23 protein-coding genes are annotated in these 22584 nt (G+C 34.2%); 21 read left to right on the forward strand and 2 right to left on the reverse strand.

Going from position 1 to position 22584, the window contains the following annotated elements; translation table 11 throughout:
* The first annotated feature begins 4 nt into the window (after positions 1–4).
* From HOY35_RS04950 to HOY35_RS13395, 6 genes are all read left to right on the forward strand, one after another.
* Positions 5–1132: a hypothetical protein gene (locus HOY35_RS04950; protein WP_213173250.1), complete on the forward strand. Its 1128-nt coding sequence runs from the start codon at positions 5–7 to the stop codon at positions 1130–1132.
* Positions 1125–1325, forward strand: a complete 201-nt coding sequence (locus HOY35_RS04955) for a hypothetical protein (RefSeq protein ID WP_172212962.1) — start codon at positions 1125–1127, stop codon at positions 1323–1325. Before HOY35_RS04950 ends, HOY35_RS04955 begins: the two co-directional genes overlap by 8 nt.
* A 275-nt stretch (positions 1326–1600) precedes the next feature.
* Positions 1601–2287, forward strand: coding sequence for a hypothetical protein (locus HOY35_RS04960; RefSeq protein WP_172212960.1), 687 nt, complete (start codon positions 1601–1603; stop codon positions 2285–2287).
* Positions 2288–2519: 232 nt separating this feature from the next.
* Complete coding sequence (locus tag HOY35_RS13385; protein WP_213173251.1) at positions 2520–2837, forward strand: alpha/beta fold hydrolase; 318 nt, start codon at positions 2520–2522, stop codon at positions 2835–2837.
* Between the two features lie 36 nt (positions 2838–2873).
* Entirely contained in the window at positions 2874–3176 is a 303-nt protein-coding gene (locus HOY35_RS13390; protein ID WP_213173252.1) for an alpha/beta hydrolase, read from the forward strand.
* 11 nt (positions 3177–3187) lie between these two features.
* Complete coding sequence (locus HOY35_RS13395; RefSeq protein WP_213173253.1) at positions 3188–3451, forward strand: hypothetical protein; 264 nt, start codon at positions 3188–3190, stop codon at positions 3449–3451.
* A 329-nt stretch (positions 3452–3780) separates the two neighbouring features.
* Here HOY35_RS13395 and HOY35_RS04970 read toward each other — a convergent pair whose 3' ends face one another.
* Positions 3781–4626, reverse strand: a complete 846-nt coding sequence (locus HOY35_RS04970; RefSeq protein ID WP_172212959.1) for an AraC family transcriptional regulator — start codon at positions 4624–4626, stop codon at positions 3781–3783.
* 141 nt (positions 4627–4767) lie between these two features.
* Between HOY35_RS04970 and rhaB the strand changes: the two genes are divergently transcribed.
* Genes rhaB through fucO form a run of 5 tightly spaced genes read left to right on the forward strand, consistent with a single transcriptional unit; the run spans position 4768 to position 9825 of the window.
* Positions 4768–6243 carry a rhamnulokinase gene (gene rhaB, locus HOY35_RS04975; protein WP_172212957.1) on the forward strand — a complete coding sequence of 492 codons (1476 nt, stop codon included), beginning with the start codon at positions 4768–4770 and terminating at the stop codon, positions 6241–6243.
* Positions 6230–7486: an L-rhamnose isomerase gene (rhaA, locus tag HOY35_RS04980; RefSeq protein ID WP_172212955.1), complete on the forward strand. Its 1257-nt coding sequence runs from the start codon at positions 6230–6232 to the stop codon at positions 7484–7486. The genes rhaB and rhaA overlap by 14 nt, the downstream gene beginning before the upstream one ends.
* A 27-nt stretch (positions 7487–7513) precedes the next feature.
* Positions 7514–8341, forward strand: a complete 828-nt coding sequence (gene rhaD, locus HOY35_RS04985; protein ID WP_172212953.1) for a rhamnulose-1-phosphate aldolase — start codon at positions 7514–7516, stop codon at positions 8339–8341.
* 3 nt (positions 8342–8344) lie between these two features.
* Positions 8345–8656 carry an L-rhamnose mutarotase gene (rhaM, locus tag HOY35_RS04990; protein WP_172212951.1) on the forward strand — a complete coding sequence of 104 codons (312 nt, stop codon included), beginning with the start codon at positions 8345–8347 and terminating at the stop codon, positions 8654–8656.
* Between the two features lie 14 nt (positions 8657–8670).
* Positions 8671–9825, forward strand: a complete 1155-nt coding sequence (fucO, locus tag HOY35_RS04995) for a lactaldehyde reductase (protein ID WP_172212949.1) — start codon at positions 8671–8673, stop codon at positions 9823–9825.
* A gap of 330 nt (positions 9826–10155) precedes the next feature.
* Here fucO and HOY35_RS05000 read toward each other — a convergent pair whose 3' ends face one another.
* A complete protein-coding gene (locus tag HOY35_RS05000; RefSeq protein ID WP_172212947.1) occupies positions 10156–11202 on the reverse strand; it encodes a LacI family DNA-binding transcriptional regulator in 1047 nt (348 codons plus the stop codon).
* 215 nt (positions 11203–11417) lie between these two features.
* On the opposite strand from HOY35_RS05000, the gene HOY35_RS05005 reads away from it, so the two are divergent.
* The 10 genes from HOY35_RS05005 (at position 11418) to HOY35_RS05050 (ending at position 22568) form a co-directional block, all read left to right on the forward strand.
* The gene (locus HOY35_RS05005; RefSeq protein WP_172212945.1) at positions 11418–11798 is read left to right on the forward strand and encodes a hypothetical protein; all 381 of its coding nucleotides are present in this window, start codon (positions 11418–11420) and stop codon (positions 11796–11798) included.
* A 30-nt stretch (positions 11799–11828) separates the two neighbouring features.
* Positions 11829–13616, forward strand: a complete 1788-nt coding sequence (locus tag HOY35_RS05010) for a DUF2264 domain-containing protein (RefSeq protein WP_172212943.1) — start codon at positions 11829–11831, stop codon at positions 13614–13616.
* Positions 13609–15303: a heparinase II/III family protein gene (locus tag HOY35_RS05015; protein ID WP_172212941.1), complete on the forward strand. Its 1695-nt coding sequence runs from the start codon at positions 13609–13611 to the stop codon at positions 15301–15303. The genes HOY35_RS05010 and HOY35_RS05015 overlap by 8 nt, the downstream gene beginning before the upstream one ends.
* A 4-nt stretch (positions 15304–15307) precedes the next feature.
* Positions 15308–16459, forward strand: a complete 1152-nt coding sequence (locus tag HOY35_RS05020; protein ID WP_349627490.1) for a glycoside hydrolase family 88 protein — start codon at positions 15308–15310, stop codon at positions 16457–16459.
* Between the two features lie 61 nt (positions 16460–16520).
* Positions 16521–17786 (forward strand): sugar ABC transporter substrate-binding protein, encoded by a 1266-nt coding sequence (locus HOY35_RS05025; protein ID WP_172212939.1) that lies wholly within the window; start codon positions 16521–16523, stop codon positions 17784–17786.
* A gap of 144 nt (positions 17787–17930) precedes the next feature.
* On the forward strand, positions 17931–18827 hold the full coding sequence (locus HOY35_RS05030; protein WP_172212937.1) for a carbohydrate ABC transporter permease: 897 nt from the start codon (positions 17931–17933) through the stop codon (positions 18825–18827).
* A 36-nt stretch (positions 18828–18863) separates the two neighbouring features.
* Positions 18864–19667 carry a carbohydrate ABC transporter permease gene (locus HOY35_RS05035; protein ID WP_172213076.1) on the forward strand — a complete coding sequence of 268 codons (804 nt, stop codon included), beginning with the start codon at positions 18864–18866 and terminating at the stop codon, positions 19665–19667.
* A 5-nt stretch (positions 19668–19672) separates the two neighbouring features.
* Entirely contained in the window at positions 19673–20341 is a 669-nt protein-coding gene (locus HOY35_RS05040; RefSeq protein ID WP_172212935.1) for a DUF624 domain-containing protein, read from the forward strand.
* An 11-nt stretch (positions 20342–20352) separates the two neighbouring features.
* Positions 20353–21732, forward strand: coding sequence for an MFS transporter (locus tag HOY35_RS05045; protein ID WP_172212933.1), 1380 nt, complete (start codon positions 20353–20355; stop codon positions 21730–21732).
* Positions 21726–22568: a hypothetical protein gene (locus tag HOY35_RS05050; protein WP_172213074.1), complete on the forward strand. Its 843-nt coding sequence runs from the start codon at positions 21726–21728 to the stop codon at positions 22566–22568. The genes HOY35_RS05045 and HOY35_RS05050 overlap by 7 nt, the downstream gene beginning before the upstream one ends.
* Positions 22569–22584 lie beyond the last annotated feature (16 nt).

Consider the following 22584-nt stretch of genomic DNA (forward strand, 5'->3'; position numbering starts at 1 on the left):
ATGAGTGGGGGATAAAATAGAAATTATAGATGAGCCTAATATACCAGAAAATGATACTGAGAACTCATTAATAATTTTCAAAACTGACATAGATAAGTACGGCAGGGATATTATGGAAATGAGTGATTTCTTTGATGGATATGTTCAGCAAATGGCAATTAAGTTAAGGGAAGACTCATCCTTAGAACTAGTACGTGATTTACCGGTAAGTAATTTAGGGATTATTAATGAGGTAGTTCATCATGCCAATATTATAATGAATCAAGGTATTACGTTAATTCCTGATTTTGATAGTTTGCCAAATGATATAAAGGAAAAATTGGGAAGTAAACTCTACAGTATCGCTGATTCAAAGCAAGTAGATGGAAATCTCCGACCAGTTATACTTGATGAAAATGGTGTTAGAATAAAAGATATAACTTTAAAGAAAATCACTAAAAAAGTTGATAATATTGAAACAGTTAGAAGCATAAGTAATCAGCTTCAAATGAAGCAAATTTACGCTAAGTTAGCTGATATACAAGAGTTTCAGATGTATCAAATTGAAACGGATAGAGATCGTGACTTTATTGTTCCTTTCTTAGATGCAAGGTCGTTAATTCTAGAATCTAAATCAAGAAAAACGAAAGATGAACAGATTCGCTTAGTTAGGGAGGCAGATGGGAAAATAAGAGCAGCTTTAGCTGCAATTTATCAGAACATTGATACTACATCTAAGAGTTTTGCTAAAAAAGTGAACTATCCATTTTTGCAACCTTTCGGTAATCAGTTAAACACTTATATGAGATTTTTGACTGATGACTTACAGTTGGCAACAAAGTATGTTGGTGTCCGAATGCAATTGTTGGAGTACATTGGAGACAGTGATGCTTCAAAAGAAGTCCTACAACAATATCATCATGTGGTATATGATTTTCTTACAAAACCTTTAACAAAAAAAGGATTGCCCGCTGCAACATTGATGCATGATTATTTTCCTTATGATAAAACTAACATTAACTGTTGGCATACATTTTCCACGGAGATGATACCAACTATTGAGTTAAATATGGAAAAACTAAGATTAAACGATAAAGACGATGTTGAAGAAGAGATATACATTGTTTCATTGGAGGATTCAGAAAATGAGTAAAGAAAAGACTTGTAAGGTATGTGGTCGAATAATAACCGATGAAAAGAACAAAACTGGATTGTGTCCAAAGCATGAAAAAGAAGGTATTAACATTCTAGGTGGTGTAGGTATTGGGGCAGGAGCTTTACTTATAGGCTTAAAAAAATATGGTCCCAAAATTGCTAGTGCTGCAATCAAAATAATAAAGAAATAAATGTGGATTTGTTCCCACAAACAACGCTATATCAAAAATAGTCGTAGAACAGTTCCCACATACAAGCAACAACCCAAAATGCCCCAAGACATCAATCTTGTCATGTCACCACATGTTGAGTGTGTAGGTCTGCTAACAAGAAAAGCTAAGAACTAGCGCTTAGAAAACGTGGTCAACGTGATTTAGCGCGTGCATACTTTCTATCTAAATGAATATTATTACAGGTAGCTGGAAAAATTAATAGCATGTATAATTTTAATAATAGAGAGAATAAAATGAAGGATAATAGGCAAGATAGAAAAAATTTTTTTCAAGATATAAACACAAACTTGAAAGAGTTGGCGAAATTCTTAGATGATAAAGAAGTCGGAAAAATTCATTATTGTAAAAAATATAGGTATTTTAAGATAGATACAGATTTTGATAATATGAGAAAAGAGCTTCAAAATAAGATTAATGATCCAATTATGAATAAATCAGATATCCAAGTAGGATGGACTGTCGAATTATGTGGAAAATCGGATAATATTACCGAAGAATTTTTTAATAGGTATATTAAAGATTTCGATTTTAAAAATGATATCAAGCATTTTGATCATAATGATAAAGTTCATAGAGGGCACTACCTAGCGAACATGTTTAAAAATTATTTGCTTAAAGATGGATTATCCTCAAAAAACACATCACATTTTTTTGGGAAAGGGAATATTAGAAATATTTATTTTCAGTCAGCCCAATCAAATACAAATAGTACTGACGTGAGAGGACAATCATATTTCGAGAACGAGATTGTTAAATTTCTCAAAGAAGATGATGGTAGGAAAGTGTTGTTTCAAATCGAGGATTACAGAGTCGAAGAAAAATCTCTTGGGAGAAGAATTTTAGCTGTTTTTTTTGACGAAAATGGGAATGTATCTGATGAGTTTGGTTTTCATGTCATTATACCCAATGTTGAAATTTAAAGTGAAGGCATATAACAAAAACTACCTGCAAGCTATTAACTCATGTAAGAATAAAATTAGTACTTTTAAGCTAATTTGTATTTATGATATTAGAGGATGAAATTTTCTAAAGATGGTACAATACTGTACTTTCATAACTTGTTTTTTTCAAAAATAGGTCAACTGTTTTAGAATGATTTATTGATTGATAGGTACCTTATTTTGTGAGAAGAAAAGATGAGGAAGTAAATATATGATAATAGTTTCGTTTGATATTATTGCTATGGTATTAGTAATATTAGCTTTCTCATTTATCAATAATAGTTTTCAACAAAACAAGGAGAAAGTTCTCTTGAATCCTCTAGGAGAGCTTTTAACTGTCAAAGGGCATCAAATGAGTATCTATATTGAGGGAACAGGCGAAAAAACGTTGGTTTTTCTTTCAGGAGGTGGCACAAGTTCTCCGATTTTGGACTTTAAATTGCTATATTCTCTTTTAAGTGATAAAGACCGAATTGTCATCGTTGAAAAATTTGGTTACGGTTTTAGTAATATTGTAGATGAAAAGTGAGACATTGACATTATTTTGTCAGAAATTAGAGAAGGGTTGAAAGAAGCAAATATTCAAGGTCCATTAATTCTAGTGCCACATTCTATGTCAGGAATAGAAGCAATCTATTGGGCACAAACATATCCAGATGAAATTGAAGCGATTATTGGTTTAGATATGGCAGTTCCAGAAGCATATACTCATCTTGCCATCAACCAATTTAGCCTTAATTTGATGCAATTTGTGAACAATGTTGGACTCACTCGCTTTTTCGGCATTGATGAAGTGGCTGCTATAAAATATGGGACGTTAACCGATAAGGAAAAAAGATTTATAAAGCGGTTTTCCATACTAAATTAATGGATACTTCAATGATTAACGAAACAAGAGAAATTAAGAACAATGCATTGAAAGCTGGCTCTGGGTGTGTTCCACAAGTTCCAATATTGATGTTTATATCAAATGGAAAAGGAACAGGATATGATAAAGCAACTTGGAAAAGTTTCCAGAAAAAGTATCTAAAAAGCTTTACAAGTGCTAGTTCTTTTGAATATGATTATCCGCATTATATTCACAATTTTGTGTATAGAGATATTTCAACTAAAATGCAAATGTTTATTGATAACTTGAGATAATAAATTTTTTGATTTGTTCCTACAAACCATCTTTACTTAAAAATAACCGTTGACCATTTCTCACAGGCCAACAACTCCCAAGACATCAATGGTGTTATCTCAAGCGTGTTCAGACAGTGGCGTTACTCGTGAAAAAGAAGTAGGAAAAGCCTTATATCAAGGGAATTGTAGAATTGAGAGATTTCAGATTTTAATCTGGGTCTCTTTTTTGGCTTAATGACTTCTCCTTACAGAATTTCGAGAAAAGCTAGTCGTAATTTGAGAAATATGAATAATTACATTTGCTCCCGCAATAGATAGCGTTTTGTAGTCTAGCTACTAATCATTTTTTATTTCCATAATATGCGATATTTTTTTGGTGTCGTATGAAGATATTTTTTGAATAGCTTAATAAAATGTGGTGCACTTGAAATGCCGAGTACATCCGCAATTTCCTCTAGGTTCATTTCTGTTTTTTTTAATAAATATTTACTTTTATCAATTCGAGTCTTATTTAGGTAATCCATTGGGGTCTCATTAAAGTATTTTTTAAAGCCCTTCGATAAGTAACTTTCACTCACATTGAATTTTCTGGCTAGAGAATTTAAGGTGAGCTTTTTTGAATACTGCTGGTTTAAATATGTTTTAACTTGATTCAAAATATCAGGTACTAGGCTAAAGCGAATATTCTCTTTTTCGACGATTATTCGGGTTAAGATATCAGTTAATAATTTAGCGATTAAAAATTCATTATCAGATCTGAGGCTATTTTCGTTATTGATAAGTAATTTGATATAATCTAAAATCACGTCATCCTGTGAATGAATTCGAAGATTATTATTTTTGGCAAAAATATCATAATAGTAAGCGATATTTGGACCATTAAAATGAATAAAATAATATTTCCAATTATCTTGGGTGTAGTAATAGTGTAAGTTCATGCAATCAATAAAAATAAGCGAATTTTTATCTAATAAATATTTCTTCCCTTGATACTGTAATTCACCAGTACCAGAAACCGTGTAAAGCAATAAGAAGCTTTGTAAGCCATTGCGTTTGGTATAGTGGGTTGAATCTGTTTCAAAATAGCCAAGCTCCTGAATAAAGGCTAAGTTTTTAATAGTGTTTTCAGATGGTATTTTATATAGCCACTGAGCATTTTTTAGATTATTTGTATCTGATTCTGTTTGGTACATAATACTCACTCCCCTATTTAGTATAGCTCATAGCAGATAAAAATGGTACGGGATTATATAATTTTTATCCTTTTATAGCTAGTGAGGATGAATAAAAAAGGGAATATAATCTAGTTAATCAAGCAGAAAGTAGGAGACAGAATGACTGATTATATTGCAGTAGATATTGGTGCCTCAAGTGGTCGCTTAATACAAACCGAATTTAACGGTCAAGGTAGTTTTGAGATAAGAGAAATCCATCGTTTTAAAAATGAATTTAATCAAATTCAAGGAACAGATTATTGGAATATCCAACATCTGATCAAAGAAATCTTGATTGGACTAGAAAAGGCTAAAAAAAGTGGTGTGGAATCATGTTTTATAGGTATTGACACTTGGGCTGTTGATTATGTTCTATTAGATAAAAATGGAGACATGCTTACTAATCCAGTTGCCTATCGCGATAAGCGAACTGATCAGGCAATTGAACTATTTCAAAAGCAGCTTGATTTGAAAAAGCTTTATCAAATGACAGGAATTCAAATTCAGCAATTTAATACGATTTTCCAATTATTGGTTGAAAAAAACCTAGCAAATGCAAAACAATTATTGCTAATACCCGATTATTTAGGTTATGTTTTCACAGGGAAAGCTGTCACTGAAAAAACCAATGCTTCAACAATGCAGCTATTCAATTTGCAAACGAAAAAGTGGGATGCGACAATTCTTGCGACACTTGGAATTGAAGAAAGTTTGTTTCCACCTTTAGTTGAACCAGGCTACCTGCTCGGAGAAATCCGAGCAGCGAAATTTCCAACCTATGATCTGCCAAAGGCAACTTTTATTACGGTAGCAACACATGATACAGCTTCAGCTGTCGTTGGTATACCTGCCAATTCGACTGATGATTGGGCATATGTTAGCTCGGGGACATGGTCATTGCTTGGTGTTGAAATTAATAAAGGTATTAATAATGATTTAGCATACGAAAGTAATTTTACTAATGAGTGGGGCATTTCTAATTCGATTCGGTTCTTGAAAAATATTATGGGTATGTGGTTGATTCAAGAGGTTGCTAGAGCTCAAAATTATCAATATAGTTATGCTGAGCTTGCCAAATTAGCTAGTGGTGTTCCGGGCTTTCAGCAGTTTATTGATATTAATGACCCTATTTTTTTAAATCCCGACAATATGATAGTGGCGATTCAAGATTACTGCCGTTATACAGAACAGAAGGTACCAGAAACAGTAGCCGAAATTAGTCGCTGTGTGTATGATAATTTAGCGCTTTGCTATGCTATCGAGCTTGAAAAGCTTGAAGAAATTACCAATCAAAAAATTAACAAATTGCATATTGTTGGTGGTGGCTCCAATAATCACTTTTTAAATCAATTGACTGCTAATCTTTGTCAAATTGAAGTGGAAGCAGGTCCAAGTGAAGCGACGGCGATTGGTAATTTAATGGTTCAAATGATTGCAACTGAGGATTATGCGAATTTATCAGAAGCGAGAAAAGGTATTCAAAATTCAGTTGATTTAGTAATCTTTTATCCGGAAAATAAGCTAGAGATGCAAAAAATAATTTCAGCTTATAAAAAATTTATAAAAATAAGGAGTATCGCTAATGAAAAAGATTGACGAGCGTTTTCTTGATGCAAAGGCTCAATATGAAGCAATTGGTGTTGATGTTGAGCTTGCATTAAAAAAATTAGGACAGACCAAAATTTCTGTTCACTGTTGGCAGGGTGATGATGTTAAAGGTTTTTTAAATCCTGAGGGTGATTTAACGGGTGGTATTTTATCTACTGGAAATTATCCAGGTGCTGCTAGGATACCAGAAGAATTACGCCAAGATTTAGAAAAAGCCTACGCCTTGATTCCGGGTAAGCATAAATTAAATTTACATGCAATTTATTTAGATACAGACGAAGCAGTTGATTTAAATGAGCTTGAGCCAAAACATTTTGAAAAATGGGTTAAATGGGCAAAAGAACAAGGCTTAGGACTTGATTTTAATCCAACCTTCTTCTCTCATCCGATGATGAAAGATGGCTATACCTTAGCCCATCCTGATGCCAAGGTACGTGAATTTTGGATTGAGCATGGAAAACGTGCCAGAAAAATTGCTGAATATTTTGGAAAAGAATTGGGGCAGCCTGCATATAATAATTTCTGGGTACCTGATTCAAGTAAGGACAATCCAATTGATCGTCTGTCGCCACGTCGCCGTTTAATGGCATCTTATGATGAAATTTTCTCTGAGAAAATAGATGAAAAATATACGATTGATACCGTGGAATCAAAATTATTTGGCATTGGTGGTGAAGCTTATACCGTTGGTAGTCATGAATTTTATATGGGCTACGGCTTAACGCGTGATAAAACAATTTTAATGGATGCGGGGCATTTCCATCCAACAGAAGTGATTTCTAATAAAATTTCTAGTTTATCTTTGTTTTCTAATCGCATAATGCTCCATGTTTCACGTCCAGTACGTTGGGATAGTGACCATGTAATCATTATGGATGATGAATTGCAAGAGATTATGAAGGAAATCGTTAGAAATGATTTGTTAGATAGAACAGCAATTGGACTTGATTTCTTTGATGGTACAATTAATCGTATTGCGGCATGGGTTGTTGGTGTCCGAAATGCTCAAAAGGCCTTGCTAAAAGCTTTACTTGAGCCAACTGTCACCTTAAAGGAACTAGAATTAGAATTTGATTATACCAGTCGTTTAGTTTTAACTGAAGCGTATAAAGATCTGCCCTTTGGTGCGATTTGGGATTATTTCTGTAAAGAACAAGGGGTACCTCTTGAGCTAGAATGGTATGCGGTGGTTGAAAAATATGAAGCTGAAGTATTAAAGAAACGTTATTAAATTGCAAAGCTTAGAGATATGGAGAATTTGGAAATGAAAAATATTTTAGAAGCATCTTTTGTTAAGGAAATGTGTTCAATAACAAGCAATATGTATCGACTAGGTTGGGATGAGCGTAATGGCGGTAATATATCGTATCGTTTAGATGAAAGTGAAATCCTTCCCTTTATTAATCCTAAGGAAATTATTCGAACAATCCCAATGGATTTTGATGCCACAGTTTTGGCAAATCAATATTTTATCTTTACTAATAGTGGGAAATACTTTAAAAATGTTGTTGAATTTCCAGAGGATTCTTTAGGACTTGCTCGAGTTTCAGGTGATGGGAAAAATTTAGAAGTTTTATGGGGGCTTGAAAACGATAGTGCTCCAACGAGTGAGCTGCCAAGTCATTTTATGAGTCATATTGCTCGGCTTTCAGTTGACCCTGAGGCGAGAATAGTCATGCATTGTCATGCGACTCATTTGTTAGGGATGACATTTACTCATGAATTATCTGAAAATGAATTTACTAGAACGCTTTGGGATATGTGTACAGAGTGTTTGGTGGTATTTCCAGAAGGTGTTTCTATTATTCCTTGGTTAGTTCCGGGAACCAATGAAATTGGTATCGCTACGGCTGATAAAATGAAGACAACACGTTTGGTTATCTGGCCGTTTCATGGTATTTATGGCGCTGGTCGTGATATGGATGAAGTATTTGGCTTGATTGAAACGGCTGAAAAAGCTGCAGAAATCTATACAATTGTGAAAGCACAAGGTGGTCGCAAACAAGGGATGACAGATCAAAATTTAAGAGATTTAGCTAAAGGATTTGGTGTGTCGCCAAGAGCTGGTATTATCTCGGAGGTTTAAAAAATGATAAAAAAAGCATTTAAGATGACTGTTTTTCCAGACAAACATCAGGAATATGAGAAACGTCATAATGAATTATGGTCAGAAATGCGTCAAATGCTAGAGGCGCATGGCGCTAAATCTTACAGTATTTTTTTAGATAAATCAACCAATACTTTATTTGCATATCTTGAAATTGAAGATGAAATTTTGTGGCGCAAGGCAGCAGATACGGCAATTAATCGTAAATGGTGGGACTATATGGCTGATTTAATGGTAACAAATGCTGATAAATCGCCAGTTGTTGTTGATTTAGAAAAAGTTTTTGAATTATAAAAATGGAGGTAATTATGGTTAACCGAATGATTTTAAATGAAACGTCCTATTTTGGCAAAGGAGCAATTCAAGAAATTGTAGGTGAAATCAAAAAACGTCAGTTTAATAAAATATTAGTAGTAACTGATAAGGATTTAATTAAATTTAAGGTAGCAACCAAGGTTACTGATTTATTAGATGGTGCAAGCATTGATTATGAAATATATGATGGAATTGTCCCCAATCCGACGATTGCTGATGTTAAAGCAGGTGTTTTAGCGGCAAAGAAAGCCAAAGCAAATGCTATTGTGGCAATTGGTGGAGGTTCACCAATCGATACCGCCAAAGCAATTGGGATTATTGTTGAAAATCCTGAATTTTCAGATGTATTGAGCTTAGAGGGTGTTGCAGATACAAAAAAACCAAGCTTACCAATTCTTGCTGTGTCAACGACTTCTGGAACTGCGGCCGAAGTCACGATTAATTATGTAATTACAGATGAAAATAGTCATCGCAAATTTGTTTGTGTTGATCCACATGATATCCCAATTGTTGCCTTTGTTGATAGTGATATGATGATGGGGATGCCAAAAGCATTGGCAGCAGCGACCGGAATGGATGCAATGACTCATGCCATTGAAGGTTATATTACCAAGGGTGCTTGGGAGTTAACAGATATGCTCCATCTTAAAGCAATTGAAATTATTGGACGTTCACTTAAAAATTCGGTCTTAGATAAAGCACAAGCAGCCAGAGAGGAAATGGCATTAGCACAATATATTGCGGGTATGGGATTTTCTAATGTCGGCTTAGGCTTAGTTCATGGTATGGCACATCCGCTTTCTGCTTGGTATAATATCCCGCACGGCGTGGCTTGCGCATCACTTTTACCAACTATTATGAAATTCAATAAAGATTTTACTGGCGAAAAATATCGCGATATTGCGCGTGTACTTGGAGTTGAAAATGTTGATCTAATCTCGCTTGAAGCTGCTCGCAATAATGCTTGTCAAGCAATTGATGATTTAAGTAAGGCGGTGGGCATACCCGCAACGATTTCGGAACTCGGGGTTAAAGTAGAGGATATTCCACAGATTGCCGAAGATGCGCTTCGTGATGTTTGTACACCTGGAAATCCTAGAGATACAACATTAGAGGAAATTATTGAACTGTATCAATCGTTATTGTAATGTATAAATTTACATACTAAAGCTTATTTTTATAAGTTAAGGATAATTCCAAAAAAGTTTAGTTAAAACATGTTTTTTTACTAAAAAACTAATAGAATCGCTAATATTTTAGATGAGGTCAGCTCAGCATTTGATGCTGGTATTGAAAAAATGCAAAATAATATTATGCCTCTTTTAAACAATACGTTAGCTATAGAAATTCCATATCACACAGATAATAGTTATTTAAACTAGGTAGTAATTGCTCTAGAATCAGGCGAGTGTATTTATAAAAAAATTAAAAAGTAGAACTTAGTTACCCTGACAAGCTCTACTTTTTAATCGGTTGAATTATTCATTTATATCTAAAATAGACTGTCGTTCAATAATTTCAGTGGTTAAAAGGACACGCCGAAAAATTGAAGGATTTTTGATTCGATTGTGGACAGTTTCAATGCCAATCTCGCCTGCCTCTTCAGTATAGACCTTAACAGTTGTCAAGGGTGGTGTAATATATCTGGATACAGTTATATCATTGATTCCCATTAAGCTAATATCATCTGGGATATTAATGTGATGGTCAGTTAGAACATGATTAATTCCGATTGCCATTGCATCATTTGCGGCAAGAATAGCGGTTGGCAGGTCATCCTGCCAGAGTGCTAGTGCTTTTGAGGTTAAGCTTTCACCATTTGATACCTCTAATGGCATATTAGCATCCACAATAAAGTATTCGGGGCGAAAGATCTCTTTTTCCTCCATAAAGTCTAAATAGGCATTAGTAGTAGGTGCTCGAAATTTTCGATAGCCAAACATATCTAATGTTTCTTCTGCGCCAATAAATGCAATTTTACGATGCCCTTTTTGAAAAAGATATTCTAGAGCTGATATGGTTGCATTCGTGAAATCGGTATTGACTGCATCAAAGGTTGTAATAGGAAAGCTAGAGCCTATTACGCATAAATTTTTAATCTTTTTACTAAGGGTATCTAGTTCTTTCTCATTATAATTCCCAATTGCAATACCACCAACGATGCTCTCACTTTCAATATCCTCTATATGATTCACCTTTAATAAATTATATCCCAGTTCAGTAGCTCTCTTTTCTGCCCCCAATCTAATTGATAAATAGTAGGCATCCTCTAACTCCTCAGATTCCTTATAACGCTGGATAACCGCAAGTGTATCATTTTTTACAATTGCTTTAGAAGTCCGTTGTGCTTGTCGACCTTGCTTTCTTTTATCCTTATATTTGGTGTAGTTTAATTCCTCTGCAATTTCAAAAATCTTACGTTTATTCTCTACGGTTATTGAAAGGGAATTATCCATATTTAGAACACGAGAAACAGTTGCAATTGACAAATTAGCCTTCTCTGCAATATCACTTAATGTAGCCATCAAGTACCTCCTTTCAAATTGAATTAATTAAGTAAATTGTATCATTTTTTACTAAAAAAACAAAGAACTATTGTATTTCAGCTCTTTGCTTTAGACTGACCAATATATTTTTAAAAATCTAAAAATAAATTTTACTAAAAATATTGATTTTTAACTAAAAAAGAGGTAAAATAATTTTAGTTAAAGAAAACGCTTTCAAAAAGGTGGGTGATCTTTTGAAAAAATTAACTTTCTTTTTATGCTTAATCACATTAACAGGTGTTTTATCGAGCTGTGATAAACAGCAGGTTGAACAATTTAATCAGGATACTTTAGATGAAAATGGAATTGTTTTGAAAGCTAAAGCTTATACCGATGAGCAATATAAGTTAGGTGAGGTCCCGCTTCATGAATTTGTCCAAATAAAGGGAGAAATTACTAAAACAGATCAGAAAAATAATTTAATCAGTAAAAATACTCGTTTTATCTTAAAAACAGAACAGGGTAAATATCAAATTCTACATGGTGTAGACGAAAAGTTTAAAATTGGTGATACTGTCACTGTTTATGGTGAATATTATGGATTTATTAAGGCGATGAAAATAGAGCAGAGATGAGGTAATGGATTGGACAAGCTGGGAAATACTATGAAATTTGATTCTTATGAAAATTTAAGTGACTCTTTCAAGCGGCTAACCTTCAATTTGAAAAATTTTTATCAAGTAAGAAAGGGAAGATTGAAGCTTGGTACGCATGGTACGGTTTATAAAGAGGACACAAGGCAAATTGAAGGCTATTTAAGAGTTTTATGGGGTGTTGGTCCCTATTTAACACAAGCAAATGATTCAGAATTAAATCAAATTTATTTGGAGGGCATCACTGCTGGTACAGATCCTGATTCTGCTGATTATTGGGGAGATGTAACCGATTTTGACCAACTTCTAGTAGAAATGGCCTCCCTTGCTTTAACGTTAATTTTGATTAAAGCAAAAACATGGGATTTAATGACTGAATTACAACAAAATAATCTAGCAAATTGGCTTCGTCAAATTAATGCACACACTATGCCAGATAATAATTGGCATTTCTTTAGAGTAATAGTTAATATAGCGTTGAAAAAATTAGATGTTGCTTATTCTCAAGCATTGATTGAATCAGATTTAGCACTAATGGATTCATATTATGATGGTGAGGGTTGGTATTATGATGGTCCTAAAACTCAAAGAGACTATTATATTCCTTGGGGTTTTCATTACTATAGCTTAATTTATGCAACAGTAATGGCTGAAGAAGACCCGAAACGGTCAGAATGCTTTAAATCACGAGCAAGAAAATTTGCTAAAAGCTATTATCATTATTTTGATAAGGATGGTGCGGCGATTCCTTTTGGCAGAAGCCTAACCTATCGTTTTGCTCAGGCGGCGTTTTGGTCTGCTTTGGTGTTTGCTGATGTTGAAGCCTTACCTTGGGGAGAGATTAAGGGTCTATATTCAAGAAATATGGCTTACTGGTTTAAACAAGCTATTCTAACGAGCGATGGCTTATTAAGTGTCGGTTATGCTTACGAAAATTTAACTATGGCTGAAGGGTATAATTCACCTGGTTCACCTTATTGGGCTTATAAAGCTTTCTTACTTTTAGCAGTGCCCAAAAATCATCCATACTGGATTGTAGAGAATATACCCTATGCTACAAATGAGCAACAGTATTTTAGCCAACCGGGAAGAGCAATTTTAGCTCACACTTGTGAAAATCACCATACTTTAATGTATCCGTTTGGTCAGTCTGTATTTAATCAAAATCATAGTGCTGCAAAATATAGTAAATTTGTTTATTCAACAAAATTTGGCTTTAGCGTTCCGAAATCGACTTATCATTTTTATGAGAGTGCGCTAGATAGCGTCTTATCGGTTTCAGAGGATGACTCCTATTATCGTCCTAAAGCAAAAGATTTAGCGTTTGACGCAACTGAAGATTGGTTATCTTATGATTGGGCACCCTATCAAGATGTGACAATTCATTCGATTATTATTCCTTGTGCTGATTATCATGTCAGAGTTCATCAAATAAATAACCAGCGATTACTTTTTGTTTATGATGCTGGCTTCAGTAATTTATATGAGCAAGATGATAAACTCGAAACAAAAAAAATGGCAAGCTATCAGTCATCAGTTGGTATTAGTTCCATAGAAGCAGTATTGGGCTATGATCAAGGCATCGTGATAAGACCAGAGCCAAATACTAATTTACTATACAATCGGACATTGCTTCCAGTATTAAAGGCTCAGTTATCGGTTGGAAAACACTTATTAATTTCTATTGTTGGTGGTATTACGGATGAAGCTTTGCAAAGCCCTAAACCTGTTGTTGAGATTAATAATCAAGAAGTGATTATTAAAGCACAAAAAAGGCTGGTGATTTCTTTAGATGTTTAAAATCCAAGATAGAGACTTCTGTCAGCCTTTAATGACTGAGATTAAGAATGCCTGGGGACAGCTGTCAGAAAAACCGAAAGTGTTAATGAATTTTCAAGATTTCATGTCTTTTTTTACAAGCGGTAATCGATTGAAATACGAAAAAATCTACTTTGATAGACGTAAGTCACTTTTGGTTAGCACATTTTATGCTTTAGAGGATGATTCGGAAGACTCAATCCAACAATTAGAGGATATAATCTATTCAATTTTGCAGGAGTATAGTTGGGCTTTACCTGCTCATATTGATTCACAGCAATTAAATCGTAATGGTATTAGTAGCTGTATTGATTTATTTGCGGCAGAAACAGCGCAGGCCCTATCTGAAATCGCCTATCAATTTCAAGATAAGCTTTCCCCGGTGTTAATGACACTAATCAATGACGAGATAGAGAGGAGAATTATCCAGCCATTTGAGTCACAGGTCTGGGCGTGGGAAGCAAAGGAAAATAACTGGAGTGCGGTCATTGCTAGTAGTATTGGCATGACATTATTAAGGTTAGATTTTAGTCAAACAAAACGAAATAAATTATTAAAACGTCTTGAAAAATCATTTCATAGCTTCTTTAGGGGATATGGTGAGGATGGTGCTTGTGTAGAAGGTGTTGGCTACTGGGCATATGGCTTCGGTTATTATATATATTTTGCAGAAACCTATTTATCAGTGACAGGAAAGCGAACCTATTTTGACTGGCCGAAGCTTAGGGCAATTGCTAAGTTTCCGTTTTACACGGAAGTTTCAAATGATTGTTTTATCCCATTCGGAGACTATAATGCTAGTGCTTTACCAACTGGTCTGCTAGCTATTCTAGTTTTAAGATTAGGAGTTGCCACCCCCAAGGTAGAACAGGTCACCCCACTGGATAGTGATGAATGCTATCGATTTGCACCAACATTTTTCAATTTAAAATATTCCCATGCAATTGAAGGTACACAGGAAAAAGAAACAATTCATTATTTTAAAGACAGCCAGTGGCTTGTTGCTAGAAGCAGAATAAAAAATACTTTTTTTGCAGCGCGTGGTGGGCGAAATGATGAAAGTCATAATCATAATGATTTAGGTCATTTCATTTATGGTGCACATGGGATATTTTTTTTAGCAGATTTAGGTGCGGGAGAGTATACAAAGGATTATTTCGACGATTGTAAGCGTTATCAGTATTTTGTCAATAATAGCTTATCCCATTCGGTGCCGATTATTAATGCGCAGTTACAGCAGGCTGGCCCTTTTCAAGCTGAGCTAATTGACTTTACTCAAACTGAGGCTGAGTTACGATTTTCACTTGAATTGAAATCTGCTTATGCAAATAACCCTGAGTTACTAAGCTTTGAGCGAACTTTTTTGTTAAATTTGCAAACTTATCAATTGATAATAGAGGATAAATTTAAGTTTTCAACAGAATCAAATCATATTATTGAAAATTTTATCACGCGGTGTAAGGTGATTGCTGAAACAGAAAATAAAGTTTTAATTAGTGAAAAAAAATCTAGCTTGCGTATGAAGCTGCCGATTAAACCCGATATTAAACGAGTAACCTACTCAAACCATCAAGGTAAAGCTGAGCCTGCATCATTAATTCAGAATGAATTTATTACGAATAATGAGCTAAAAGTAAGCTATCAAATTATTAATTATTTAGAGGAGTGAAAGCGTGATCCGAAATGACAGAGCAAAAAATGAAGTATGGCTACAACAGCAATTGGATTACTGTTATCAAAAAATTAAGAGTAATTTAGACGTTTTTTCAGATTTAGTACCTTCAGCTGCGAGTGAAAATCAAATTTTTCCAGCAGAAAAAAATATAGATTGGACAGCGAGCTTTTGGGTAGGTCAATTATTTTTAGCAAAGGAGGGAACGAAAACTACAGATTTTGACGAAGTAATTGCGCTGCAGATTGAGTCATTCCAAAAGCGTTTAGATCAGCAAATTGAATTAGAAACACATGATATTGGGTTTCTTTATATCCTTTCAGCAGTTGCAGATTATAAGGTAAACGACAATTTAAAGTCTCGAGAGATGGCGATTAAAGCTGCGGATTTATTGATGACCCGTTATAACGATAAGGCTCATATTATTCAAGCCTGGGGAGATTTAAATAATCCTGAGCAAAGTGGCAGAATGATTATTGACTGTCTTTTAAATTTACCATTATTGTATTTTGCTAGCATCGAAACTGGTGATCCAAAATATCATGAAGCGGCCTATCTGCACGCTAAGCAAACGCAAAAGTATATTGTTAGAGCAAATGCAACAACCTTTCATACATATTTTTTTGATGTTGAAACTGGTGCAGCTAAATTTGGTAAAACACAGCAGGGCTTTTCTGATGATTCCTGTTGGGCACGAGGACAGGCTTGGGGCATCTATGGCTTTACTCTAAGCTATCTATATACAGATGATGTTAGTTTTATTGATACTGCAATTCGACTTGCAGATTATTTTATTGAAAAATTACCTGCGGATAAGGTGCCATACTGGGATTTGATATTTAGTGATGGCAGTGGAGAAGAACGAGATAGTTCAAGTGGCGCAATTGCGGTTTGTGGTCTATTAGAATTAGCAAAAGTATTGCCGCTTTCAAATCCAAAACGAAGTCATTATGAGGCGATTGCTTTAGAAATAATCGAATCTTTAGCCATAAACTATACCACTAAACCTGTCCCAGAATCGAACGGACTATTGCTACATGGTGTATACGATAAAAATAGTAATAAGGGTGTCGATGAATGCATGAGCTGGGGAGATTATTACTATTTAGAAGCACTTATTAGACTTAATCAGGTATGGCGCAGTTATTTTTAATTTTTGGTAATAAAATTTTTTTATATTAAATATTCGGTTAGCCGAAAAAAAGGAGAAAGATATGAAATCATGGAAAAAAATTTTAGGTACAGCTGCAGTAGCTAGCTTAGCTACAGTGTTATTGGTTGGATGCGGTAAGAAAAATTCATCCGATAGTGATAGCTCGGATAAAACCTTGAAGGTTTCTGTTTGGAATTATGATACAACGCCTGAATTTAAAGCCTTGTTTGCAGCCTTTGAAAAAGAAAATCCGGGGGTAAAGATTGAACCAGTTGACATTGCGGCAGATAACTATGATGAAAAATTGACAACAATGCTTTCAAGCGGTGATAAGACAGATGTTTTAACTATGAAAAATTTAAATACATATTCGCAGTTTGCTTATCGCAATCAATTGAAGGATTTGACATCACATATCAAAGAAATTGATACGGATGCGGCAGCAGATACCTATAAAATGTATGATATTGAAGGAAAAACATACGCACAACCTTATCGGACAGATTTTTGGGTACTTTATTATAATAAAGCTTTATTAGAAAAAGCTGGTATCACTGATGTTTCAAATCTTACGTGGGATGACTATGTAAAATATGCGAAACAATTAACTGATTCAAGTAACGGCGTCTATGGTGCTTATCAACATACATGGCGTTCAGTAATTCAAGCAATTGCAGGTGCACAAAATGATGCGAATTTAATTGACCCTAGCTATGATTTCTTCAAACCTTATTACGAACGGACATTAGACTTGCAAAACTCTAAAGCAATTATGGATTACGGTACTGCTAAATCAACCCAAGTCACTTATGCTTCGCAATTTAATGGTGAAAAAGCTGCGATGATGTATATGGGTACATGGTTCATGGCAGCAGTTATTCAAGAAAAAGAAGCAGGTACTTCAAATGTTGATTGGTCAATTGCGCCGATTCCTCAAAAGGAAAAAGGTAAAATCACAACATTTGGTTCACCAACTGGTTTTGCAATTAATAAAAATGCTAAAAATTCCAAACTTGCACAAAAGTTCTTAGATTTTACTTCTGGTGAAAAAGGTGCCAAGGTATTGGCAGAAACAGGTGTTGTACCAAGCTACCGTACAGATGAAATTAATGAAATTTATTTCTCTAAAAAAGGTATGCCGACAGATGAGGTTGCATTAAAAGCCTTCTCACCTGATAAAATTGCGGTTGAGTTTCCAGTTGATAAAAATGGTGGCGCAATTGATAAAATTTTACAAGAAGAAAATGATTTAATTCTTGTTGGCGATACAACACCAGCAGATGGGATTAAAGAAATGGAAAGTCGTGTTAAATCAGAGGTTGAATAAAATCAGATAGCAGGCTTTATATTGATGTTTGACTGATTTGGTTAATTCAGTATTTGATGAGCAGAGCAATGTACTAGCAATTTTGATAATTGACTTCATTTGCTCTGCCTCATGTTTAATTTTAATTACGTAAAGGAGTAATTGATGGAAGCAGCACCGATTAGCAAAGCTAAAAAACAGCGTGAACGCAAGAATTTATTGACGGCCTATTCATTTATTGCGCCTAATTTTATCGGATTCTTTATTTTTACTTTAATTCCAGTGATTTTTTCATTTGCTCTAGCCTTTTTGGAATGGGATTCATTTACAGCACCAAAATTTGTTGGCTTAAGTAATTTTCAAAAAATGCTTCATGATACAACTTTTTGGATTTCATTTAAGAATACAATTTACTATACAGTTGGCGTTGTACCATTAACTTTGATTTGTTCATTGGGCTTGGCAATTCTTTTAAATCAAAAAATTAAAGGGATGAAATTTTTCAGAACAGCATTTTTCTTCCCATATGTTACCAGTTTAGTTGCGATAGCGGTTGTATGGAATATGCTATTTCATCCAACAATGGGCCCGATTAATCAATTTTTAAGAATTTTTATTGAAAATCCACCAGGCTGGACGACAACGACTGCTTGGGCGATGCCAGCTATTATTATCGTAAGTGTTTGGCGTGGTATGGGTTATTATATGATTTTATATTTAGCAGGCTTACAAGGAATTCCAAAAGAGCTGTACGAGGCGGCATCAATAGACGGTGCTTCAAAGTGGAAGCAATTTTTAAATATCACCTTACCAAGCTTAAAGCCAACAACCTTTTTCGTGACAATTATGCTAGTTATCAATTGTTTTAAAGTATTTGATTTGGTTCAGGTTATGACAGATGGCGGTCCAGGACGGGCAACTAATGTATTAGTTTATGATATTTACAATGAAGCCTTTGTTAATTTTAAATTCGGCTATGCTTCAGCAATTGCCTTTGTTTTATTTGTCTTAGTACTTGGTATTACAGTTGTTCAATTTAGCTTGAATGAGCGTTCAAAATAGGAGGTGTGATCATTGAACAAAAAAATAAGTTTAAAAATGTTTATTTTATTAATTTTTCTAACAGTATTAGCAATTTTCACACTTGTACCATTTTTTTGGATGATTAGTTCGTCGTTCAAGACTAATAACGAAGTCTTTACTGTACCGATTCGTTGGATTCCAGCGACCTTTCATCCGGAGAATTATTCTATTATCTGGGAGCGCATTCCGTTAGCTACCTTCTTTAAAAATACAGCATTTTTAAGTATTGTCATTACCTTAATTCAGTTGTTTACAAGCAGTTTTGCTGCATATGGCTTTTCAAAGATGCATTTTAAGGGCCGTGATTTTCTTTTCTTAGCCTACATTGGTACTATCGCTGTGCCTTGGCAAAGCTATATGATTCCACAATTTATTATGATGCGTAGTCTTGGTTTATCTGACACATTGATGTCACTTATCTTATTGCAAGCATTTAGTGCTTTTGGGGTATTTTTATTACGTCAATATTACATGACAATTCCTGATTCATTAAGTGAAAGTGCAAGAATAGATGGACTATCTGAATGGGGGATTTATCGTAGAATTATCCTTCCTTTGGTTAAACCAGCGTTAGCTTCCCTTACCATTATTACTTTTGTTAATACGTGGAATGATTATATGGGACCTTTTATTTATTTGTCAAGTACAGAAAACAAAACGATTCAACTGGGGTTGAAAATGTTTGTTGGCCTCTATGATGCAGAATACGCTTTAATTATGGCTGCTTCAGTTGTTTCAATATTACCAGTAGGTATCTTATTCTTATCTATGCAAAAATATTTTGTAGAAGGTATTGCATCTTCGGGTGTGAAAGGATGATTTAAATGTTTCGTTTCAAAAATCAGACTTATGACAATAATATTTACATGAAGTGGATTTATTATCTCTATTGTGGCTTAATGATGAATCTTGGTTTATTAATCTTAAATTTACCTTTTTTCGGTGTGGCAAATTTTCTAGCAATCGCACCGGAAAACCTAGGGATTTTCGTTTTGTCAACGATTCTTTTCTATCCCGCAATAATCATTATATTTGCAGCGATGGATCATTATCGTATTTATGGTGAGATTGAATCCTTTAAATTTTTCTTTCAAATTGGCTTAAAAAAATATGGTTTAAAGGGTTTTAAATATGGTATTTGTTTAACCTTGATGCTCTTTATTACAATAAGTGATGCATTGCTGTTCTATCACTTACCATTTGCGAAAATTACAGTGCCTTTTTTTATCTTATTGAGTGTTTTAGCAATTGCATTCACGATTAATTTGTTGTATTTCAGAGTTCGTAATTATACAGCTAGTTTAAAAGATATCATGCGAATCTCAATTTATTATTTATTAAGAAAATGGTATGTCAGCTTACTTAATCTAGGTCTCTTTTTTTCAATGATGGCCTTGATGATTCTTAAACCACAATTTGGTTTTATTTTAACACCAGTCTTATTTATTGGAACGATTTTTTTGAATTGCAGTAAGCTACATCAACAAAAATAGAAGGTATTTTTATGCTCAAACAAAAAAGAGCGTTCGGTATCAAGGATTTATTTGGCTATTTAATGGGTGATTTTGGTTGTAATATGAGTTTTAATTTAATTTCGACCTATCTGTTTATTTTCACCACTCAATATATTGGTATTAAACTATCACATTATGCCATCTTGATTTTTGGCTGTCAGCTTGCTGACGCTTTAAACGCACCGTTTATTGGACAGATAGTTAATCACTCAAAAGTAAATAAGCATGGTGATAAATTTAAGCCTTGGTGTTTATATGGTGGTGTGCTTTTGGCATTTTTGCCAATATTAATTTTTGTTAACTATCAAGACTTACCCTATATTGCTCGTATCATATGGTTTGTGATTTTTTATCTATTGTGGATTATTGTTTTTTCAGTGGTTAATGTACCGTATGGTGCTATGGCGACAGTGATTACTGATAAACCAAATGAAAGATCATCCTTATCTATTTGGCGAAGCTGGGGACAGTATATTGCAACAACACTTATTTCGATTTTTTTACCATTATTTGTTTATAAAAAAATGATTAATTCAAAGCAAAATGTCAGTGTATTTATTGGCAATCGAATGATTATTGTCGCAATTATTTTAGGTGTAATTGCTTTAATTAGTTTTATTTTACTTTTTTTAAATGTCACAGAACGATTCTCCAGCAATCAAGAAAGGGCTAAGGTTAGCTATCGAGCATTGTTTCGACTTTTTATCCAGAATCGGGCGATGGTTGTAATCACCTTGATCAGTATGGTTCAAATTATTTTTATTAATAGTGCTGGCACTCTGGGACAGTTGACTTTTCAAGTTTATTTTAAAGATGGCAGATTAAATTCATTTTATGCGATTGTAACTCTAACGCCTTTGATTGTTGGGACAATTGTTGGCAATCAATTATTGGAAAAATATACAAGGTATCAAATTGTAACGTATTTATTACCAGTGAGCGCAATAATTAGTTTTATGATGGTTATTTTACCGATCAAGCAGCCTTTTATCTGGCTTGGCTTACAAACGATAGCTAATAGTTTTGCATTTGGTTTATTTATTTATACTTGGGCCTTCGTTGCCGAAAGTATTGATTATCAAGAAAAGATTAAGGGCAAGAAAAATGAAGCACTCTTATATTCGATGTATACCATGTTTAGAAAGATGAGTAATGGTTTAGGACAAGCATTGATACCATTGACTTTATCAATTGCTTTACCAACTTTTGAAATTGCTGTGCCAACTACTTGGGGTGATTATGACGGCCTAATTTTAAAATGTTTAACAGCAGCCTTTCCAGTAATCGGTTTTATGCTGATATTTATTTTATTTAAATTTTATTATCCACTTAACAAAGAATTTTCGTTTGAAAGGCGGGAAAAATTGTGAAGCTAACCTTATCTATTCTAGATGAAAATAATCAAGTTAAACTAGCTAAAAATGATTATGAAACATTCTTAAAGCCCATGCAGGCAACAGGAGAAGATTTTGTCTATCTAGCAACCCAACTTTTGCCTATCCAAAATGGCGATTCAATTACTTTAACTCTTGAACAACCAAATCAATACCTGATGGTTAAGCTAGATGAAACCTTGGAGGAAACTTTAATTTTTGTGAAAGGTACCTCATGGCGCTATCAGCCAATGCTATCAACTAACGGTTTGGAAGCGATTTGTGAAAATGCATTTCGAGCAAAACGTCATTATCTACAAGTACGTTTGGCAAGAGCTTTTGAAATAAAACAGTATCGCAATTTGTCATTCAATCCTCATGATCAAAAAGAAGATAGTCTCGCTTATCCCCATGCCTATGCTAATATTGAAACTCGAAACGATGCAACATTTTTCGCTAGAAATGCGATTGATGGTATTTTTGCAAATAATAGTCATGGCTCATATCCTTATCAATCGTGGGGGATTAATCAACAGCAGGATGCGGCTTTAACAATAGATTTTGGGCGAAAGGTTTTGATTGATAAAATCGGTTTAACGTTGCGTTCTGACTTTCCGCATGATAGCTATTGGACAAAAGCTTCAGTTGTTTTTGATGATAAGGTAGAAAAAGAATTTACAACAATTAAAAGCAGTGTACCCCAATATTTTAATTTTGAAGCAATTGAAATAAGTAAGGTTACGCTCACAAAGCTGATAAAGAGTGACCAAGATCACTCACCTTTTCCGGCCTTGACGCAAATTGAATGCTTTGGTTATAACCTTGATAATTAGAAAATGAAGGGCGGTT

The sequence above is a fragment of the Enterococcus sp. MMGLQ5-1 genome (assembly GCF_013155265.1).
Taxonomy (GTDB): domain Bacteria; phylum Bacillota; class Bacilli; order Lactobacillales; family Streptococcaceae; genus MMGLQ5-1.

Excerpts from the sequence above, each read along its gene's own strand:
- HOY35_RS05035 (WP_172213076.1), top strand. The coding sequence starts at position 18,864 with ATGTTTATTTTATTAATTTTTCTAACAGTATTAGCAATTTTCACACTT.
- HOY35_RS05025 (WP_172212939.1), top strand. The coding sequence starts at position 16,521 with ATGAAATCATGGAAAAAAATTTTAGGTACAGCTGCAGTAGCTAGCTTA.
- HOY35_RS05015 (WP_172212941.1), top strand. The coding sequence starts at position 13,609 with ATGTTTAAAATCCAAGATAGAGACTTCTGTCAGCCTTTAATGACTGAG.
- HOY35_RS04970 (WP_172212959.1), bottom strand. The coding sequence starts at position 4,626 with ATGTACCAAACAGAATCAGATACAAATAATCTAAAAAATGCTCAGTGG.
- HOY35_RS05010 (WP_172212943.1), top strand. The coding sequence starts at position 11,829 with ATGAAATTTGATTCTTATGAAAATTTAAGTGACTCTTTCAAGCGGCTA.
- HOY35_RS05040 (WP_172212935.1), top strand. The coding sequence starts at position 19,673 with ATGTTTCGTTTCAAAAATCAGACTTATGACAATAATATTTACATGAAG.
- rhaA (WP_172212955.1), top strand. The coding sequence starts at position 6,230 with ATGAAAAAGATTGACGAGCGTTTTCTTGATGCAAAGGCTCAATATGAA.
- HOY35_RS05030 (WP_172212937.1), top strand. The coding sequence starts at position 17,931 with ATGGAAGCAGCACCGATTAGCAAAGCTAAAAAACAGCGTGAACGCAAG.
- HOY35_RS05045 (WP_172212933.1), top strand. The coding sequence starts at position 20,353 with ATGCTCAAACAAAAAAGAGCGTTCGGTATCAAGGATTTATTTGGCTAT.
- HOY35_RS13385 (WP_213173251.1), top strand. The coding sequence starts at position 2,520 with ATGATAATAGTTTCGTTTGATATTATTGCTATGGTATTAGTAATATTA.
- HOY35_RS13395 (WP_213173253.1), top strand. The coding sequence starts at position 3,188 with ATGATTAACGAAACAAGAGAAATTAAGAACAATGCATTGAAAGCTGGC.
- rhaM (WP_172212951.1), top strand. The coding sequence starts at position 8,345 with ATGATAAAAAAAGCATTTAAGATGACTGTTTTTCCAGACAAACATCAG.
- rhaB (WP_172212957.1), top strand. The coding sequence starts at position 4,768 with ATGACTGATTATATTGCAGTAGATATTGGTGCCTCAAGTGGTCGCTTA.
- HOY35_RS05000 (WP_172212947.1), bottom strand. The coding sequence starts at position 11,202 with ATGGCTACATTAAGTGATATTGCAGAGAAGGCTAATTTGTCAATTGCA.
- HOY35_RS04960 (WP_172212960.1), top strand. The coding sequence starts at position 1,601 with ATGAAGGATAATAGGCAAGATAGAAAAAATTTTTTTCAAGATATAAAC.
- fucO (WP_172212949.1), top strand. The coding sequence starts at position 8,671 with ATGGTTAACCGAATGATTTTAAATGAAACGTCCTATTTTGGCAAAGGA.
- HOY35_RS04955 (WP_172212962.1), top strand. The coding sequence starts at position 1,125 with ATGAGTAAAGAAAAGACTTGTAAGGTATGTGGTCGAATAATAACCGAT.